This window comes from Antarctobacter heliothermus (assembly GCF_900188425.1).
Taxonomy (GTDB): domain Bacteria; phylum Pseudomonadota; class Alphaproteobacteria; order Rhodobacterales; family Rhodobacteraceae; genus Antarctobacter; species Antarctobacter heliothermus.
Genome location: NZ_FZON01000010.1, coordinates 21,495 through 39,429 on the forward strand (window position 1 = coordinate 21,495; position 17,935 = coordinate 39,429).

General features: G+C 64.2%; 19 protein-coding genes. 3 read left to right on the plus strand and 16 right to left on the minus strand.

Annotated elements, in window-relative coordinates; translation table 11 throughout:
• Positions 1 to 393: 393 nt before the first annotated feature.
• The 7 genes from CHB90_RS07205 to CHB90_RS07235 form a co-directional block, all read right to left on the minus strand.
• The gene (locus CHB90_RS07205) at positions 394 to 651 is read right to left on the minus strand and encodes a hypothetical protein (protein WP_089277188.1); all 258 of its coding nucleotides are present in this window, start codon (positions 649 to 651) and stop codon (positions 394 to 396) included.
• Positions 651 to 1,325 carry a YcbK family protein gene (locus CHB90_RS07210; RefSeq protein ID WP_089277189.1) on the minus strand — a complete coding sequence of 225 codons (675 nt, stop codon included), beginning with the start codon at positions 1,323 to 1,325 and terminating at the stop codon, positions 651 to 653. Before CHB90_RS07210 ends, CHB90_RS07205 begins: the two co-directional genes overlap by 1 nt.
• Positions 1,326 to 1,398: 73 nt before the next feature.
• Entirely contained in the window at positions 1,399 to 1,707 is a 309-nt protein-coding gene (locus CHB90_RS07215; RefSeq protein WP_089277190.1) for a hypothetical protein, read from the minus strand.
• Between the two features lie 16 nt (positions 1,708 to 1,723).
• The gene (locus CHB90_RS07220; protein WP_089277191.1) at positions 1,724 to 3,649 is read right to left on the minus strand and encodes a DUF2793 domain-containing protein; all 1,926 of its coding nucleotides are present in this window, start codon (positions 3,647 to 3,649) and stop codon (positions 1,724 to 1,726) included.
• Between the two features lie 10 nt (positions 3,650 to 3,659).
• Positions 3,660 to 7,658 carry a baseplate multidomain protein megatron gene (locus CHB90_RS07225; protein ID WP_089277192.1) on the minus strand — a complete coding sequence of 1,333 codons (3,999 nt, stop codon included), beginning with the start codon at positions 7,656 to 7,658 and terminating at the stop codon, positions 3,660 to 3,662.
• Positions 7,659 to 7,668: 10 nt separating this feature from the next.
• On the minus strand, positions 7,669 to 8,109 hold the full coding sequence (locus CHB90_RS07230) for an NlpC/P60 family protein (protein ID WP_089277193.1): 441 nt from the start codon (positions 8,107 to 8,109) through the stop codon (positions 7,669 to 7,671).
• Positions 8,109 to 8,993 carry a DUF2163 domain-containing protein gene (locus tag CHB90_RS07235; RefSeq protein WP_089277194.1) on the minus strand — a complete coding sequence of 295 codons (885 nt, stop codon included), beginning with the start codon at positions 8,991 to 8,993 and terminating at the stop codon, positions 8,109 to 8,111. Before CHB90_RS07235 ends, CHB90_RS07230 begins: the two co-directional genes overlap by 1 nt.
• A gap of 79 nt (positions 8,994 to 9,072) precedes the next feature.
• Here CHB90_RS07235 and CHB90_RS07240 point away from each other — a divergent pair, with 79 nt between their 5' ends.
• Both CHB90_RS07240 and CHB90_RS07245 read left to right on the plus strand, forming a co-directional pair.
• On the plus strand, positions 9,073 to 9,366 hold the full coding sequence (locus CHB90_RS07240) for a type II toxin-antitoxin system TacA family antitoxin (protein WP_089277195.1): 294 nt from the start codon (positions 9,073 to 9,075) through the stop codon (positions 9,364 to 9,366).
• Positions 9,354 to 9,878, plus strand: coding sequence for a GNAT family N-acetyltransferase (locus CHB90_RS07245; RefSeq protein WP_089277196.1), 525 nt, complete (start codon positions 9,354 to 9,356; stop codon positions 9,876 to 9,878). Before CHB90_RS07240 ends, CHB90_RS07245 begins: the two co-directional genes overlap by 13 nt.
• A gap of 4 nt (positions 9,879 to 9,882) precedes the next feature.
• On the opposite strand, the gene CHB90_RS07250 is transcribed toward CHB90_RS07245, so the two are convergent.
• Genes CHB90_RS07250 through CHB90_RS07275 form a run of 6 tightly spaced genes read right to left on the minus strand, consistent with a single transcriptional unit; the run spans position 9,883 to position 15,008 of the window.
• Positions 9,883 to 10,509, minus strand: a complete 627-nt coding sequence (locus tag CHB90_RS07250; RefSeq protein ID WP_089277197.1) for a DUF2460 domain-containing protein — start codon at positions 10,507 to 10,509, stop codon at positions 9,883 to 9,885.
• Complete coding sequence (locus CHB90_RS07255) at positions 10,509 to 12,956, minus strand: phage tail tape measure C-terminal domain-containing protein (RefSeq protein WP_089277198.1); 2,448 nt, start codon at positions 12,954 to 12,956, stop codon at positions 10,509 to 10,511. The genes CHB90_RS07250 and CHB90_RS07255 overlap by 1 nt, the downstream gene beginning before the upstream one ends.
• The gene (locus CHB90_RS27535; protein WP_089277199.1) at positions 12,949 to 13,164 is read right to left on the minus strand and encodes a DUF7697 family protein; all 216 of its coding nucleotides are present in this window, start codon (positions 13,162 to 13,164) and stop codon (positions 12,949 to 12,951) included. The genes CHB90_RS07255 and CHB90_RS27535 overlap by 8 nt, the downstream gene beginning before the upstream one ends.
• 14 nt (positions 13,165 to 13,178) lie before the next feature.
• Complete coding sequence (locus tag CHB90_RS07265) at positions 13,179 to 13,616, minus strand: hypothetical protein (RefSeq protein WP_089277200.1); 438 nt, start codon at positions 13,614 to 13,616, stop codon at positions 13,179 to 13,181.
• A 2-nt stretch (positions 13,617 to 13,618) separates the two neighbouring features.
• Positions 13,619 to 14,560, minus strand: coding sequence for a phage tail tube protein (locus CHB90_RS07270; RefSeq protein WP_089277201.1), 942 nt, complete (start codon positions 14,558 to 14,560; stop codon positions 13,619 to 13,621).
• 25 nt (positions 14,561 to 14,585) lie between these two features.
• A complete protein-coding gene (locus CHB90_RS07275; RefSeq protein ID WP_089277202.1) occupies positions 14,586 to 15,008 on the minus strand; it encodes an acyl-CoA transferase in 423 nt (140 codons plus the stop codon).
• Positions 15,009 to 15,049: 41 nt separating this feature from the next.
• Here CHB90_RS07275 and CHB90_RS07280 point away from each other — a divergent pair, with 41 nt between their 5' ends.
• On the plus strand, positions 15,050 to 15,916 hold the full coding sequence (locus CHB90_RS07280; RefSeq protein ID WP_141135814.1) for a hypothetical protein: 867 nt from the start codon (positions 15,050 to 15,052) through the stop codon (positions 15,914 to 15,916).
• Positions 15,917 to 15,955: 39 nt separating this feature from the next.
• Here CHB90_RS07280 and CHB90_RS07285 read toward each other — a convergent pair whose 3' ends face one another.
• From CHB90_RS07285 to CHB90_RS07295, 3 genes are read right to left on the minus strand one after another with little or no spacing between them, the layout of a single operon-like run.
• A complete protein-coding gene (locus CHB90_RS07285) occupies positions 15,956 to 16,585 on the minus strand; it encodes a DUF6441 family protein (protein WP_089277204.1) in 630 nt (209 codons plus the stop codon).
• On the minus strand, positions 16,582 to 16,893 hold the full coding sequence (locus tag CHB90_RS07290; RefSeq protein WP_089277205.1) for a head-tail joining protein: 312 nt from the start codon (positions 16,891 to 16,893) through the stop codon (positions 16,582 to 16,584). Before CHB90_RS07290 ends, CHB90_RS07285 begins: the two co-directional genes overlap by 4 nt.
• 10 nt (positions 16,894 to 16,903) lie before the next feature.
• Entirely contained in the window at positions 16,904 to 17,926 is a 1,023-nt protein-coding gene (locus CHB90_RS07295) for a major capsid protein (RefSeq protein WP_089277206.1), read from the minus strand.
• Positions 17,927 to 17,935: the final 9 nt, after the last annotated feature.

Genomic DNA, 17,935 nt, shown 5'->3' on the forward strand with positions numbered 1-17,935 from the left:
AATTCGAAAGTACGCGGGTGAAGCGCTGCCGGGCTGATCGTCGATCCGATTTTCATGGCACGACCTATTCAAGGAGGCGGTGGTTCTGCCAGTTTGGCCTTGTCCGCATATATCGGATAGATATCAGGGAAATTGATAGTCATTTTTCCGAACCGTGGGGATTCGATGACAATCGAGAAGAGTGACGGAACGCAGGTTTTGGGCAGTCTAGTCGAGATTCAGCGGCTTGCACGTTGGGATCTGCATGCCCGAGCCTGCGCGCGCAGCACGGCATAATCCGCCAGCCATTCAGCAATCACGGCCTCCTCCGGCAGCACCGCCATTTCCTGTGCGACGCGCGCCTGCTCGGCCCGGCTGTACTCCACCACGGGTGGGCAGGCTCGCCGCGGGGTGTCAGAACTCCCCGCCGCGCAGGCGGTCAAGAAGATCGTCGCGGCTGCGAGGGCGGCGCGCGGCCGCGTCCAACATCTGGCGGTGAACGGCATCGTGACGCTCCAGTCGGTCGATCCGCTCGGCGGCGCGGCCGGCGCGCTCGGCCGTACGGCGAAGGTTGAGGATGAACAGGGTGATGGTGAGTGCGGCGAGGGCAAACCCTGCCGCTTGCCGCGCCCATGGCCGGGCCAGCAGCCCGACCGCGAATGTGCCCCACATCAGCGCAGGTCCTTCTTCCAGTCATCGATCCGCGCCCAGACGGCGACAGCGATCCCGCCGAGCGCCAGTGTAATGAACAGCCAGCGCAGGGTGTCGAGATACGGCACCAGTGGCAGAACCGCACCCTGTGCCTCAGCTAGTACCTCCTGTGCGAGCTCGACCCCGGCTGCGCCAACTGTTGCCACGCCCGCGGCCCCGGTGCCGCGCAGGGTGCGGCTTTGCGCGATGGCCTCGCGCGCTGGGCGTATCTCCGTCACAAACGGAACTTCGCGCACTGGAAACTGCTCGCCCCAACTGCGCGCCGGACCCAGATCGATATGTATGAAGCCGGAGCGGGGATAGGTGCCGAAGCCAAGGAAACCCACCGCGCGGGCGGCTTCCGCAAACGCAATCGGATCGTGGTTCGACATGGCAATATCAAACGCCGTGCCCTGCATGTGCTTGGAGGCCGGGGCCCCGCCAACGGCGCGATTGTGGCTGGGGCTGCGATAGGCGGAACGGACGATCAGCGGTTTGCCCAGCCGGTTGCGCAAGGACTGCAGCTTGTCCATGGCCTCGGTGTTGATCTTGATCGCCCCGGTGCCGCGGCAGGCAATTTCGGCCGGGGAAAAGCTCGGCCAGCGCCAGGCGCTCTCGGGCACGTCACGGAAATGGGCATAGGTTGTGGTCGGCATTGATGGTTCTCCAGAAATGCAAAACCCGCCTCGGGGGCGGGTGGGGTGGATCAGCAGGGTGATTTGGTCTCGGTCAGTCGGTGCGGCTGCGCTGGAACGCTATGAGCATCAGATCCCGCATGGCGCGGATATCCGTCTCGATGCGCTCTAGCCGGTCGGCATCGCCCTTGCGGTCTTCAGCGCGCTGGCGGTCCACGCGGTCGCGCTCGGTTAGCAGCTCGCGGTCCAGCCGCAACAGCATCGCGTCATTGGTGAAGGCGCGGCGCGTAACAGCGGCAAGGAGCGCGATGAAACCGCCGATCAACGCGGTGATGGCGGCGGTCAGTCCGTTGTCGCGGAAGGCCGCGCCGACCTCCTGCATCAGGGTGGTTCGTTCTGTCATGGGGATGTCCTTGGGTTCAGTAATCGGTCTCGACGTAGACACCGGAGCAGTCGTAGGCGACCGCCGCCGCCGTTGCGCCAGTGTTCATGTAGTTTCGCGGGCTGAGCAGTTGGGTGGCAGCGGGCATGTCGGTGGTTATGGTGAACTCCACCGCCGCTCCGCTGACTTCTTCGACCACCCGCACGCCGATATCCGACCCGTTTGGTGCGGCTGCGATGTAGAGCGTCAGCACGTTGGTCAGGCTGTTCACCGGGAAGCTGGCACCGAGGTCGGTCAGGCTTGGGGCGCCGGAGCCATCGTTGCGCACCAACTGCCAGTTGGTGTGGGTGCCGCGCTGGAAGCCGATGCCGATGCAGTTCAGCACTGTGGCCAGCGTCAGGGTGGTCGCCAACGCCGAGATTGATCCATAAAGCCCGAAAAACCCCATTCCAGTTGCCTGCAAAGCGGTCAGCGACAGGCGGTTGACGTAGTTCCAACCACCCAAACCAGCGACATTGCCGCGCCAGCAGACCCAACCCGCCGAGCGTTCCTCGGCCACCGCATCAACGGTTGCCGCACTGGTCACCCGCCAGCGCCGCATGCTGGATGACAGGTTGGTGGTAGTCAGTGTCGGCGTGGCAACAGTGCCGACGGCGGTGCGGGGCATACCGTTGGTGTTGACGGTGGTGCTGGTCGACGGGGCCCATGTCGCGATCCGGTTGACCCCGAAATGCGGCTGCAGCGGAAAGAACCGGCCCGAGGGGCGCTGCACATCCAGCCATCCGGCCCCGGCGCGGTCGCGTGCATAGACAGCCAACTTGCCTGCTGGTGGTGGATCGGGCGCGGCGGGCAGGGCGGGGATCACCAGCGGCTCGGGCAGTTCGACCCGGCCAGATGTGTGGTCGATCCGCATCGCGTCAAAAAAGGTCGAGCCGTTCGGGCTGACCTTGAAGCTGAAATCGTCGTTGCCCAAGAGGCCGGTCAGGGCGCGGGCGGAAAATCCCGTCTTGAAGGCGAAGGCCGCGTCATTCCCGGCGGCGGCCTTGTTGACGGTCGCCTCGATCCCTGCGCCTGCGTTGTTCAGCAGCACGGCAGGGGTGTTCATCGACAGGCGGTTGTAGCTGTCGGCTGTGGCCCCGCCGAGTCCGAGCAGCTGGGCGGTCAAGTTTGCTTGGGGCATTCCAACCTGCGTGACGGCGTTGGCGAAGGTGACATTGGGCGAGTTCACCACGGTCGTGCCGCCCGCGCCTGCCGTGGCGGACCCAATGTTGATGACAGTCGTGGATCCATTCGCCCCGCCAGTGCCGAGGTTCAAGGTCTTGGTGACGCCGGTGGTCGTGGCTCCTGTGCCCATGCCGTAGGTGGAGGTCGTTGTTGCCGTGCCGATGGTGGCCGCCGCCGCCGAAACTGTGACAGTGCCTGAGGCCGTCAGCGTGCCCGAAAAGGTCTTGTTGCCGCTGAACGTCTGGGTGCCCGCGAGGATCGCCAGTTCCGACGAGGTGTTCGGCAGCGTGAAGGTGCGGGTTGTCCCGGTGCTGATCCCCGACAGCGAGAATGTCGCCCGCTTTGTCGGATCGGCGGTGTTTACGAGGCTGAAGACGCTGTCAGGAACATCCACCGGTTCGCCAACCGGATCCCAGGCGCTGCCGTTCCAGACCAGAAACATCTGTTCTGCCGCGATCCATGCCAGCCAGCCCGGGCGCGGCACCAGCTGCATCCAGACGCCATCGACCCAGAAGGCCACGTTCAAGTCCCAGCCCGACCAGAGACCGGTCGCGCCCGACGCCACGATGTGCCGGTCACCATCGGTCGGGCTGGCAGGTGGGGCGGTGCGGGTTCGGTCGAGGACCGACAGTTGCACCATGGCGTCCAGCAGGCGCAGCGCCTCATTGTGGGTGACATGCTTCTGGGCCTGCGATGCCAGAATATAAGGCAGCAGAAGATGGGTGGTGATGTCGGACATGATCCTGCTTTCAGAATGTGAGCGTGACAGACCGCCCAGCGCCCCGGCCGATCAGGGCCGAGAGCTGATAGATGCGGATGGCGAGGAATTGGCCGGGCCCGAGGGGGGCGCCCCAATCGGCGGTCTGCTGGGCGGTGGTGTAAAGGACGCTAGTCGTTGCAGTCGTCAAGGAACGCTTGACAACTGACCCGTCCAGAATGTCGACCTGATATGCCTCAAAGTCCTCAGCCAGCGGCACATCGCCCATGCCCCAGGTGTCAGCGGCCAGGGATCGCGACCGGCGCGTCCAGCGAATGGTCAGATCGCCGGGGCTGCGGGCGGTGCGCCACGGCTGCTCGACATGCGCGACCGAAAACGGCCGGAGCCCAGCGCCCTCGGGGGTGAAACTGGTGGCAACAAAGGTTTCATCGCTGACCGGACGCGAGGCTGGGCCACTGCGCCAGTTCCATGGCAAGCCGAGGTCGGCCTCGCTGATTGGCAGCGATGCAAGCGCCGTGTCGAGCACAACGACTCGCGCGCCGGTCGGCACCATTCTGACCATCGCCCCTTCGGTTCCACGCTGCCCGCGCAGGAGGCGGGACAGGCGATATCGGCCGGGTGCGATCAACTCAGCCGATCCCGCCTGGACGATCTCCCACTGCCCAGCGCCGGTTTCCACGGCCAGCGCGTTCGATCCGCCCAGCAAGGTGATGTCCGTGACGCTTTCCAGCGTGCCCGAGAACAGATCGACCACCAGCGCATTGCCCAGATCGAAGCGCGACACCGGCCCAGCAAAGAAATCTGCCACCAGCACACCCATGCGCGCCCGCGACTGAGACGTGGTCAGCAGCGCAAAACCATCTGTCGCGGCGCTGCGATAGACGGCGATTGCGCCCGGCCACGGCTTTGCATGGGCGGCGACAAAGGGACGATGCGCAGGTTGATCTTCGCGCAGTTGTGGCAGATCCAACAACACGACATCGGGTGAGCCGAATACCGTTGGCGTTGCGAGCGTGGCCGGGCGAGGATCGCCGGGCGGCAGATCATAAACGGCACGGTCCTGGCGCACGGCGTCGATGCTGCGCAGGTCGGAGTCTGCAATCGAGACCAGCCGCATTTCTGTCAGGCGGCCATCGTGATCGAGCAGGATCACATCGCAGGGATCCAATGCCAGACGTGACGGCGGCAGTCGGAACACCGCAGTTTCCCGGCCGACCCAAGCCTCCATCAGCGCGCGGCGGCAGCGCCGTTCGGCTTCTTCGGGGGGCACCGCCATCGGGAAGCTTTCCGAGGCGATGCGCGTGGTGTCGACGGTGATCCGCCGCGCTTCGACCTGTGCCGCGTCATAATCCTCATCCGCCCGAGCGACTTGCCACTTCAAGGCCTGCGGCAGTTCGGTTTCCTGTGCGCGGGTCAGTTCCATCACATCGCCCTGTGCGGAAGCGGGCGCGACCATGCTGTCGGGTGTGACCGTGGCACTTGCGATCCGCCCCCGCATCAGGAACTTGATGCGCCCTTCGCTCTCCATGGCATCGAAGCCGAAATGCCGGGCCAGCGTCGAGATCGATGCGCGCGGGGCTTCCAGCGCGGAAATCACATAGCCCTCGACCGCACCCCAGAGGCCGGTCACGTCGATTTGTGTCTCCGGCATTCCGGCCCGAAAACAAAGGTGCCGCACCAGCGCTGCAAGCGACACCGCACCGAGCCGACCGGTCAGCCAGTGCCCGCGCCGCCAGTTGGGGCCATCGGTCCAGACATCGGTCAGGCCGGGAAAGAAAGGATAAGGCCGCGCGTCCCAGGTCCAGGCCGCGCATTCCGGAACGTTGACCATGCGCGCGCCGGTCACGCCCGACACAGGGTTGTTGGCTGGTGCTGACCAAAACAGGTAGGTCGCTTCGAGATAGGCCCGCTGGATCGCATCGTCCCGCCAGCCGCGTGAGAAGTAGGGCGTGTAGCTTTCTGACGACTTCGGGTCGAAGAACACGTTCGGCTGGTTGGTGCCGCGATCAATCGCCGGGCAGCCGAGTTCCGTGAACCAGATCGGCTTTGACTGCGGCACCCATGCGGTGGGCGCGCCGCTCTCACCGCCACCCGGACGATTGTAGTGGGCGTTTGACCACCAGGCGCGCAGATCCTTGAAGCGGAATACCCATGGTTTGCCCGCGCCAGCATCGGTGATGGGCGTTCTGATCTGCGCGGACCGGTCGGCAGGGCTGGCGTAGAACCAGTCAAACCCCTCGCCACCGGTGATGTTGGATTGTAGATAGGCACGGTCATAGATCGCTGAGGCCAGCGCGGCGTCAGCGTGATCAAAGCCGTCGCGCCAGTCCGACAACGGCATGTAATTATCGATGCCGATGACGTCGATGTTGGCGTCCGACCAGAGTGGGTCGAGGTGGAAGAACACGTCGCCCGAGCCGTCGGCAGGATGGTGGCCGAAGTATTCCGACCAATCGGACGCATAGCCGATCTTGGTCCCAACGCCGAGGATCGTGCGCACATCGGCAGCGAGCGATTTGAAGGCGGTGACTGAGGGGTAGGTGCTGGCGCCCGAGCGGATCGTGGTCAGGCCGGGCATTTCCGACCCGATCAGGAAGGCGTCCACGCCCCCGGCGGCTTTGCACAGATGCGCATAGTGCAGGATCATCCGGCGCAGCGACCATTCCCCGACAGGGCCGGTCCAGCTGACGCTCTCGCCCGATACCGCGAATTGCGCCGGGCTGGCAGCGCCGAACAGCGCCGCGACCTGCGTGGCGGCCGGGGCGGCCTTATCCACCGAACCGGCGAAACCTGCGGCTGGCGAGCAGGTGATGCGCCCGCGCCAAGGGAAAGTGGGCTGGCCCAAGGTGGCGGCATCGGCGCTATAGGGGTTCGGCTTGGTATTGCCGGGCGGCACGTCCATCAGGATGAAGGGATAAAAGGTCACACGAAGCCCGCGCGCCTTCATCTCATGGATAGCCTGCACCACAGCAAAGTCGGCTGGCGTTCCGCCGTAGACGGGACGATCCTCGGGATCACGGCTCACCAAGAATGCATCTGCGCGTGCGACACCGTTCACGGACCACGGCGACGGCGTTGTTGTCTTCGCGGCAACCTCGACGCCCGGACGTACCTTGCAACTGCCCGCGCGCAGGTCATCGCCGAACCAGGCCACCACCAGCGACACACTTTCCACCGCCGGGGCCATGGCCTGCAGCCGATCCAGCGCCACAACAATATCGGCGGTATCGATGATCGCATTCAGGTTCTCGGCAACCGTTGTGCCGCCCGAGGGCTGACCAAAGCCGATGGTCGTGCCGCCGCTGGTCTTTTTGACGGGCACGGTGGCATAGCTGAACTCGCCCGAGGCCGGGATCAGCGTCACAGCCTTGACTAACCCCTCGGCGGTGTCAGCATCGGCCAGCGGCCGGAATACCTCAAAACTGATCTGTGGCAGGCGGTTGCCGAAGGGGCTCAGATCGAGTTCCTCAAACACAACATAGGCGGTGCCACGATAGGCGGGGGTGTTGACCACCCCCATCTTGGCCGAAATGAACGGATCAGGGCTTTGCGCCTCGTCTCCGGGATACCAGCGCCAGGTGACGCCGGTCATGTCCATGGCCTTGCCGTCGGCCCAGACACGGCCAATGCCGGTGATCTCGCCCTCGCAGAGCGCCACGGCGAAGGAGGAATAATAGAGGTATTCCGTGGTTCTGACCTTCGGACCAAGGCCTTTCCCACCGCCCTGACTGGTGGTCTTGATCACCTCGCGAAAATCCGTGGCCCAGATGATGTTGCCGCCAATGCGCATGCGGCCGAACAGGCGCGGGATCACAGCACCTTCAGTCGAGGATGTGATGCGCAGACTGTCGAGCCGCGCGCCCTCGATCCGTTGGGCCGGGGCTAGGGACGAGACGATCCAACTGTCGACCACCGACCCGATGGTCGAGCCGATAAAACCGCCGATCGCTGCGCCGGAAAAGCCGAGGATGGCCCCGCCAAATGCGCCGCCAATCGCGGAGCCGACGGCGCCGAGAACAAGAGTTGCCATAATGAAAATCTCAGATGCTGCTGGGGAGCGGAAACACGAAAGCAAAGGCAATGCGCCGTCGCCATGCCGGGGTCAGGACTTCCTCGACGACGCCCAGCCGTTCATAGGCATGGATAAAGATGTTAGCGCTGGTGAGAATGCCGACATGCTTGGCGATGGCGCGTGGGGCCATCCGGAACAGCAGCAACGCGCCGGAACTGGCGTTTAAGGGAGCGATCTCCGGCATCATCTGGCGCGCGCCTTCGGCAAGCACCTCTCGCGGGCCGGTCTCGCCCCAATCCCGGCTATAGGGTGGGATCGGGAACGGCTCATCGCCCACCACCTCGCGCCAGACGCCGCGCGCGAGGCCGAGGCAATCGCAGCCGACACCGCGCAGGCTGGCTTGGTCATGATACGGCGTGCCGAGCCAGGAGCGGGCAGCCGCGACAACGAGTGCTGCATCGGCGATCATCACAAAACGCCTCCTTCGTGGCCGCCGTCTTGGCTGGCATAACGCAGCACCGCATCTTGGCCGGGGATGTTGGGAAAGCCTCTGAAATTTGAGATATTCGCGAATTTGGCGCTGCAGGTCGCGATGCGCTTGTCGCAACCCGCGCGGGCGATGAAACTGTCGCCTTCGGCGATGGCGCGCACTGGCGCTTCCAGCAGGGTCAGGGTGACGATGCTGCCGTCCAGCCCGTGTCCCAGCACCTCGGTGACCCGCCCCGCGTTCGCGCCGCTCGTCCAGGTAATTGTGCCGGAAGTGAACCATCCAGCGTCAAACCCGGACAGCCCTGAGGCCATGAAGGCCCGTTCGCGCAAGGTGTCGGTGACAACGCCCGTACCCTTGTAGACGGCGTTTTCCAGGTCGATGCCGCAGCGCGCATCGCCCAAGCGGGCGTCGCACCCCGCCTGAAACGTCCGCCCAACCGTCTGGCCCAGCACATGGGCGAGGCTGCGCACCTCTGCCACAAAAGCCATGCGCCCGCGCCGGATTTGCCCGACCGCACCCCGGCGCAGCAACACCCGCTGGCTCGTATCGGCCCAGTTCACCCGCCAAAGCTCCACAGCGGCATTGTCCCAGCGCCCATCGAGAATATCAGTTTCCGTGATCCGGTCCGAGGTCAGCACGCCGGTGGCATCTTGCGCATCAACCGCCAGATCAGAGCCAGCGCGGATTTCCGAGGCGGCAAATCCGCTTTCAGGTTCAAAGTAGGTGCCATCAAAAGCGAGGGCGCGATCATGATCGGTGAAGCCCAGTGCCACGCCGTCCGCGCGCGAAATCCTCCAGCACCAGGACAGGGTGGTGGTGCCATCATCGAGATGGGCCTGTAGCGCAGGGGAGAGGGCTTTCATTCTTTACGTCCGTTCCGTAGTTGAAATGTAAAGCTGTTGTCTTTACATATGGGGTGAATTCATCGCAGGAGAATCCGAAATGGTCGCCATGACACCCAATGAGGATGCCCAGCGTCGGTCGCTGATCAATCTTCGCGTCACCCCTCGGGACCGCGATCTGATCGACCGTGCTGCGGCGGCACTTGGCAAAAACCGCTCGGAGTTCATGATGGAGGCCAGTCGGCAGGCCGCCGAAGATGCATTGTTGGATCGCACGGCGTTTCGACTGGATGCCGATCAGTTCGGAGCCTTCATGGCGCAGCTGGACGCGCCACCCGCACCGAACGAACGCTTGCGCAAGTTGCTGGCCACACCCGCCCCATGGGACAAGTGACGTCCGGTGAGGGGCCTCTGACAGCACCCGAACCCCTGAACGATACCCATCAGGTTGATGCCTTCGCTTCTGGCGCGCCGACGCTTGACGCGTGGTTGAAGCGCAAGGCACAGGCCAATCAGGCATCCGGCGCATCACGGACCTTTGTGCTCTGCCGGGGCCATAGGGTTGTCGGTTTTTATGCGCTGGCAGCCGGATCGGTGAGCCACGATCTGATGCCGCGCAAGCTCAAGCAAAACATGCCGGACCCGATCCCGGTCATCGTGCTGGGCCGTCTGGCAATTGATGCGTCCGAGCAAGGCAACGGTCTTGGTCGGGCGCTGCTGCGCGATGCCATGCTGCGGATCACCGCCGCTGCACATGAGGTTGGCATCGCGGCCATTCTTGTTCACGCTCTGAATGACCGCGCCAAAGCATTCTATCTTGATGCCGGATTTACTGAGACGACAGCAGAGCCGATGACACTGTTTGCCCGCATCAAGGATCTGAAGGCGATGATGGGCGAGGCATAGCGTTTCATCTGCGGATCTCCAGCAGAGGGATAGAGGTGATCGACCCGAGCCGTTCAAAGTCGAGGGTGACGTCCAGCGTGTCGCTGTCGAACCGCACCGGCACATCGAATTCGAAACCCGCCGTGATGGCGATTCCAGCGCCGGGCGGGGCGGTGAAGGTGACGCTGCCAGTTGTGGTATCGACGCTCCAGCCGATCATCTGCTCGACCCCGTTCAGCGCCAGTCGGACGCTGCCTGCCACCGGTTTGGCAATGGCGCGGGTCCAGCTTTGCGCGCCGGAAGTGTAGCGCTTCAGAAGCGCGAAGGTGGTGACTGCCCCGTTGCCGGTGCCGATCGGCTGGTCCGTTGCGGCCACCGCTTGCGACGGCCGGCTGGATTTGTAATCGGCCCAATCCTTGGTGCGAAAGCCGTGCAGGCGACCGTTCCGGGCCTCGAAGAAGGCAACCACCGATGCCAGGTCATCAGCGCGGCGAATGCCATAGGCGACGTCGTAGCGGCGACGCGAATTGGCCCAGCTGGCGTTGCGTTCCTCGTCACCGCTGGCCAGTTCCACGATCTGGGTGCGCCGTTCTGGCCCGCCCCGAGCGCCCCGGCTGATATTGTCGGGAAAGCGAACCTCATGAAACGCCATTACATGCCCCTCCGGCCCAGCGACACGGCGCGGGCAATGTCTGCCGCGACCTGCGTGCGCGATTGCCTGAAGCTTTCAGCGTCGCGCGACATGATTGTCACCGAGATATTCGGGGCGGCGCTCTGCCCCTGCCCGTATCCCGCCGCCTCCCGACGCGACAGAACCCGTTCGCCTCGCTGCAGGATTGCCGGAACCTCGTCCGGGCGCAGTCCTGCCCAGCCACCGGAATGCATGCGCGGGGCATTAGCGAAGGCCAGTGCTGGCACCATTCGGCCCGGGCCCGGCGATCCGACCACGCCACCGGCGTGCAGGATGTTGGCGAACAGCCCGCCCGCCCCGCCCAGCGCGCCAGAGAGTGCATTAGCAATCGGGCCAAGAATGAAGCGCCGCGCCGCCAGTTTGGCCAGATCGGCGATCATCGAGGTGACCAGATCACGAAAGTCGAGCTTGCCGGTTTTGACGAATGTGGCCACGGCGTTCTCCGCGCTCTGGAAGGCACTGACCAGTGCCTGTCCGATATCGCCCCCGACGTCGCGCGCCTTGGCGGCATAGTCGGCGAGTGCGGCTGTGACCGCTGCCCAGCCGGTCAGGGCGGTGTCTGCGCCCTCGGCAGCCGCTGCCCCTGCCGCGCGACCAGCTGCCCCGGCGCGACTTGCCGCACCGCCCGTGTCGTCAAGTTCGTCGCCCAGCGCGCTGGCGGCAGAAGCGGCACCGGCCAGCGCAGCTTCGGCCTCCGATCCGCTGTTGGTCATTGCATCCTTCAGCGCTTGCCAACTGGCCAGTGGGCGGCCTGCGGCATCGGCGAGCATTCCAGCGGCTTCGCGATATCCATCGGCGCGGGCGCGGGCATCCTCGGCCATGGCCCCAAGGCCGAGGTCGGGCGGTTCCAGATAGGTGCGCTGCAGTGCCGCCGAGAAAGCATCGGCTGCGGCGGCACCGGCCGCCTCCGCTGCGCCTTCAAACGGGTTGCCGATCCGGCTCAGCCCCAGTGGGTCGAGCGTGCCGATCCGGACCCCGCCTTCGCCAGTCGCCCATTCCGGCAGCAGCGCCAGTGCTGCGTTTAACCCGTTGATGAAACTGTTGATCCGGGTAACGACACCATTCAGCATCGCCTCCACGCCAGAGATTAGCCCGTTCGCGGCCTGGAACGCGAAATCTCCGATGGCACCGGGCAGGCTGCCCCAGATGGCGACCGCCGCGTCATAGGCCCCCTGGAAGATCGCCGCCGTGCGATCACCAAAATTCACCACGTCTGCGATGGTCCCCTCCAGCGCCAAAAGCCCCGCCGCCTTCAGCCCCTCCCAGCCTGCCGCCATGCGCGCCAGCGCCCCGTCGAGCGCCAGCCCCATGCGCGACCAGACCTCTTTGGCGAGATCGCCCAGTAGGCGGAACGCCTCTCCCACGCCGCCCGCCCCGGCGACCAGCCTGGTGAACTGATAGACCAGTTCTCCCGCACCGACGATCAGCGCGCCTATGCCAGTGCGGATCAGCGCCCCGCGCAGGACGACCAGTGCTGTGGCCAGCCCGCGCACGGACAGCGCGGCCATGGCCATGCCCGCCACCCAGCGCCCGGCCATGAGGCCTGCGAACGTGGCGGCATAGGTCGTCAGCCGCCCGATATTGTCAAACAGCGCCTTGATCGCGATCCCCACCGGCCCGGTGGTGCGCGCGACAGCGGCCAGCGCATTGGCCACCGCCTCCAGCGCCGGGGCCGCCGCCACCGCCAGCTGGTTCGAAACGCCTCGCCAGATCAACCCCAGCCGAGAAATCGCATCATTGGTGCGTTCGATCTGGTCTGCGTCCTGCTCTGAGACGACAACGCCAAACGCAAGAACGTCCTCGGTCGCCTGGCGCAGTGTCGCAGTGTCGATCCGGGTGAACACCAAGGCCGCCCGGTCGCCGAACAGCTGCGAGGCGACAGCGGCGCGCTCGGCCTCGGGGACAAACTGGCCCAGCGCCTCCTGAATGGCCGCGATGCGCCGGTCGAGCGGCATGCGCTGCAGGTCTTCGGCCGACAGCCGCAGACGCTGCAGGGCGTCCACGGCTGGGCCGGTCCCGGCTGCCGCCTGTGACAGCCGCCGCGTCAGCTGCACGGTGGCCTGTTCGACCTGACCCATCGACACGCCCGCCAGATCGCCTGCGCGTTCCAGCACCTGAATGCTGGCAACGGTGGTGTCGAGCGAGGCCGCGAGCTTGGCCTGCGCATCCACTGTTTGCAGGCCAGAGCGGATCATCGCGGCCCCGGCGGCGGCCAGCGCGGCTGTGGCGGCGGCCGCAGCCAGTGTGGCACGACGGGCAAAGGCCGCGACGCGCGCATTCGCCATGTCCATCTCGCGCGAGAGCCGCCCGAAGCCGCGCGCGCCCGCTGCACCCACGCCCTCCAACTCGGCGCGCACCTGGCGGCCGCCTTCGGCGACGAGGCGCACGGATACGCGTTTTTCAGCCATCGCGGCCTCCTTCCATCTGTTCGTTGAGTTTGCGCACCATCACCGCCTCGATCTCGGGCAGCAGTTCGGCGGCGATCAGGGTGTCGATGCCCAGCGCTGCCGCAAGGGCGAGGGCCGCGCCCATGTCCCATCCGAGCACTGCGCCAGGGATTACGCGCAGCTGGCCTCCGAGGCGGCCGACCAGATCCCAGACCTGCCAGCCGTCCAATGTCTGGGGTTGATTCAGTTTCGTGGGGCAGTCGGGGCAGGCAACTTGGCAGGCCGCGCAGTACCGGTCGCCCCCGCCGAAAGACCAGTCGGCGAGGGCGCGGAGACGTTTTTTTCCGCGTCCAGGATCAGACCTTTGGCGACGTATTGGGTCTGGAACGCCTCAAAAACCGGCCAGATTTCCAGCAGGGCGTCGATGCCCTCGGGGCTGACAGGCACGATGTTGCCCACGTCATCACCGACGCCCTCCCAATCCAGCACGGCGCGACGCGCGACAGATTTGGCCATGGCGAGCGCCAGGTCTTCCTGGCTCGCGCCTTGGGGCAAATCCTCGATGGATGGATCGGCGCGGGCCGAGACCATCAGGGCGGTGGTCAGGGGCCCCACCAGAAGGCGCAAGCCGGGGGCGAGGTCCAGCCATTCGGGGGTGGCGGTCAGGTTCAGGCGGATCATGGTCAGTAACTCACAATGCTGTTGATGAGGACGGCGGTGCACATGCGGGCGGGGCTGGCGGCTTTCGCTGCTTGCCAGTCAAAACTGGCCTGCACGCCCTGCGGCCCGGAAATTTCGATCCGGGGGCGCGGCAGGTAAACGGCGTGAACGGTGAAGGTGAAGCTTTCGCCAGAAGGCAGGACGTAGGCGAAGCTGATCTCGCAGGGATCGCCGTTGATCGCCTGCGTCACCAGCGTGCTATCGGCGAAACGCACCTCAATGCGGCCGGTAAGTGCTGCGATGGACGGGTCGGCCCCGTCGATCTTACCGTCGCTGCGGATGGTCTCGATCCGGTCGAGGTTGTTGGCATAGGTGATTTCTGCCGACACCACGTTGCCCAGCGCAGAGCCGTTTCGGCTGATCGCGCCGTTGAAATGGCCAAACCGCTTCAGCGCCAGTTCAGCAGGCGTGCCCGCGCCAGTTGTCGTGGCGATGGTCTCGCCTTGCGCCACCAACCGGGCAGTCGCGATCAGCAGGCCCGAGCGTTGCACTTGCCACGACAACTGGTCCAGCACACAGCCCGAATACATGGCAAAGCGCGGCACCTCTGGCATGGCGGTCTCGATCGACATGCTGGGTATGACCCACGATCCAGACTGAAACTCATGAGCATAAGGTGCCGCAGCACCTGTGGTCGTGGGATCGCCGAAGGCTGCCTTGAGCCAAAAGCCGAGGGCCTCGGCATCGATCGGCACCATCACATCGCCATCGGCCGTCACCGCGTCCTTGATCGGCGCGAGAGGATCGCGGCCATAACCCAGCAATTCGCTGTTCAGAAGTGGCTGTTCAGACCCCAGCGAGGTGCTGGCGAAGGGCATCTTCGTGAAACCGCTGACCGGCGGGGTGCCGTAAACGGTCTCATACGCAAGCGCCATCTGCGCCCGCGCGCCTTGTGCACGTGCCATGTCTTTCTCCTAATGATATGGGGTGTCAGGCCAGCGGCCCGGTGGTGGTGTAGTGCAAAGCGACAGTGATCACCGCTGCCTTGAGTGCCGCCGCGCCCTCGATGGGCAGGTCGACCGAGGCCGGGGCTTCGGGTTCAACCCAGTCGCATAACCCGCCGAGCGTGCGGTCGGCTTCCAGCGTTGTGCCGATGGCGGCGATCAGGCTGTCGAAGGCGCTGGCCCGGTCGGTTCCGGCCTGGATGACGACCTCCAACTCGGCGCGGTGTTGATAGTGATAGCGCAAGGGCGACAGCGTCACTTCCGGCTCGCCCGGCTGGCCATCACGCAGGATGATCAGCCCCGCAGGTGGGATCCGCTCGGGCAAAACCTCATCGCGCAGGACAAGGGCGGAAAGTGGCTGCAGGCGGATAAGCAGGGCGGCGACGATGGTTTCGCGTGTGGTGGGCATGGGGTAATATATTCCATCCATATCAAGGTAAGCAGATCGCCATGTCCCGAATCAAACTCTCGATGCCACTCCCGCCCGAGCTAACGGAGTGGCTGGGCGATGTGTTTCCAGCCTGGCTTCAACTGCCGCAAGAAGCCTTTTACAAAATGATCCCGTTCAACGCTGCTGAATCTCCAATCCAAATTCAATATTCAGAACATGCAGCAGAAATTGGCCGATCCCATATTTTTGCAAACCTGAATGTGTTGCTGACCCTTATCTCGGAGGCGCGGGTTTGTTTGGATCCTGATTCTACCCTGACCTCGGACAGCCTTGAATTGCTTTTGCAGGCGACACATTGGCCGAATTATGACTATGAGCTGATCAAGGGGATTTCACGGCCTCTCCACGAAGGTATCATCGGTCCCTTGGATTTCTTGAAAGCACTCGCCTTGGAATGCGACCTGATCCAGATTGAAGAGGATCGCATCGAAATTCGTGACAACGGGCTTCGAATGCTTAAGAACCAAACCGATGTTGCTCTTGTTCGGCGTGTGTTCGAGGCGATTTTCTCCAAAGTAAATCCACGCAACTTGACGAAACTGGCGCATCCATGGGTGCAAGAACAGAGTGGCATTATGCTCTGGGCGCTGTCGATCACGGCAGACAAGCCTCGCAGTGCAAAAGAACTGACCAGATATTGTTTTGTTCCCCCAAAGCAATTCTTCGATCATCGACTGAGCACTCTCGACATTTATATGCGTGCCGTTTTTCTGGCCCCGCTTACTTGGCTTGGGTTGCTGGAAACGCAAACCGTCGAGGCAACCGATGCGAATGTTCAGGGTTTATTGTACAAGAAAACAGCCCTGTTCGATCAATTCATCCAGTTTGATTTTGAACGTTTGCAGCCAGTGGAACGCGCCAACTGAATGCCTTCTCGCAAGCGTTCATAGATAATCAGGCGGTGGTCAGGGCCTCTGACTGCCCCAATTCGCCACTATCAGGCCCGGCACGCCGTCCACCGCCCGCTCTGCATCCCGCGCCAGATCCAGCCGCTTGCGCAGCTTGACCTGTGGTACCAGCAGGAAAATCGGCACAGTTGCCACGCCGCGTCCGGTCTTGGACTTGGATGCGACAGCCCGACCTTTCGAATTCAGCCGCCCCTCGGCCACCAGCAGGCTTGGCCCGCGACGGCGGTAGATGAACCGCAGGCGAAGCCCAGTCCGACGTTCCCACTCGCCCGGGGTAATGCGCCCGCCCTTGCTGCTTTTGCCTGCTGCTGGCGTGGGGATTGCCAGCCAGAACCCATCCTTGGAACGGATCAACGGCCCTGTGTCATGCGCTCCAATGATCACCGGAGCCTTGGACCAGACTAGCGCCGCCGCATTCAGGCTGTCACTTGCCTTGGGATAGGTTGCCAGGCGGATCGAATTGCCCAGCCTTGTGCCGAGCCCCGCGCCGGTGATCTGCCCGCGCCAGGCAGATTTCAGGGAGGTGCCCGCCTCGCGCATGGCGGCAGTCACGGCGCGTTCTCCGGCTGCAACCTCGGCCGCCATCATGGCGACAATGTCAGGGTCAATGGCGAGCTTCAGTTTCATGCGGGGCGCAAATCCAAGGTCCAGACAAGCCGCTCGCGGTCGCGGACGGGCTCACCCTGAATGAGGAAGGCCTCGGAAGCGATCTCGATCCGTTCGCCGGGGCGCGGGTTGGGGACCTCGGCCACTCGCAGGTCGATGCGGGTGGTTTCCGACCAGAGACGCGCGTCGCCGAACGCGGTGATGTCGTCCGCGCGGCGCATGACCGCGCGGACGAGGACGGGCGTTCCACCGTCGGCGACATAGACCGCATCTCGGGCGATGTTGGGATCGCAGAAGACGTTGTCGATGGCAGCGATAAAAACGGACATGGGCAACCCCTCAGTTGGCGCTGAAGAGCCGGATCGCAAGGCGCGGGCGCTTGTTGACCGGCAGGATCGATCCTTCCGTCATCAGGTCGATCCAGCGGCCCTTGGCGTCCATCATCTGGCGGGCATAGAGCGGCAGGCCGATGGTATTGGCGGTTTCCAGCAGGTTTGCGGGTCCGCCATAGGTGGTGAAGGTATCAAACGTGCCCATGGGAAAGGCGATGCCCTCGCCGGTCGGGATCAGCCGCTCAGAAATGCCGCTCGAGAGCGTGACCGAGCCGTTATATTCCTCAAAGAGGACGCCCGCGAAGGGGAAAGCCCGACGCATGTCCTCGCGCAGCGGCTGGCCACCAGTGGCCGAGAAGAATTTGTAGGCGTCTTCCGTCTTGGGGTGGCTGATCAGCTTGTCGAAGAACTCGGAGCTGACCAGCGCGTGGGCGGTGGTCATGGTCTCGCCCATCAGATTGTCCTCGATGGCGCGCAGGGTGGTGCGGACTTTCCCCTGGATGTTGGTGCCAGGGGTCCCAAAAACAAAATCAACCGAGATCTGATCAAGGCCGAATTCGGTGAAGTAGTTGTAGAGCGTGGTGCCAGCGCCATCCTTTACGATGCCGCGTAGCGCATTCATCTCCATGTATTCGCGGGTCTGGGCGTGCTTGCGGCGCATCAGTGTCAGCTTGCGGTTCATCACCTCGACCAGCGGATCGGTCGCATCAGAAAGGCCGAGCGCAGGCATCCCCTGAACGTCGGCGGGCAAGATTACGTCGTCATGCGGGATCCACGGCAGGGCAAAAGAACGCATCGAGCGCGCCTCGCGGTTGCCGACGGTGGCGGGCGCGCCGAGCGGCACCGAGGGCAGCAGGCTGAGCACACCCTCGCGTTGTTCGATGACAATAGAGCGTTGGGTGACGCCCTCGAAGCGGAACAGGCCAATCTGGCCAAGGCGAGTGTAGAGGTTGGGCAGGATGTTGATGGCCTGCGTCATCTCGGCCAGCGAATAGCCGCCCACATCAAAGGGGTTGCGGGTGATGGTCATGGGGAACTC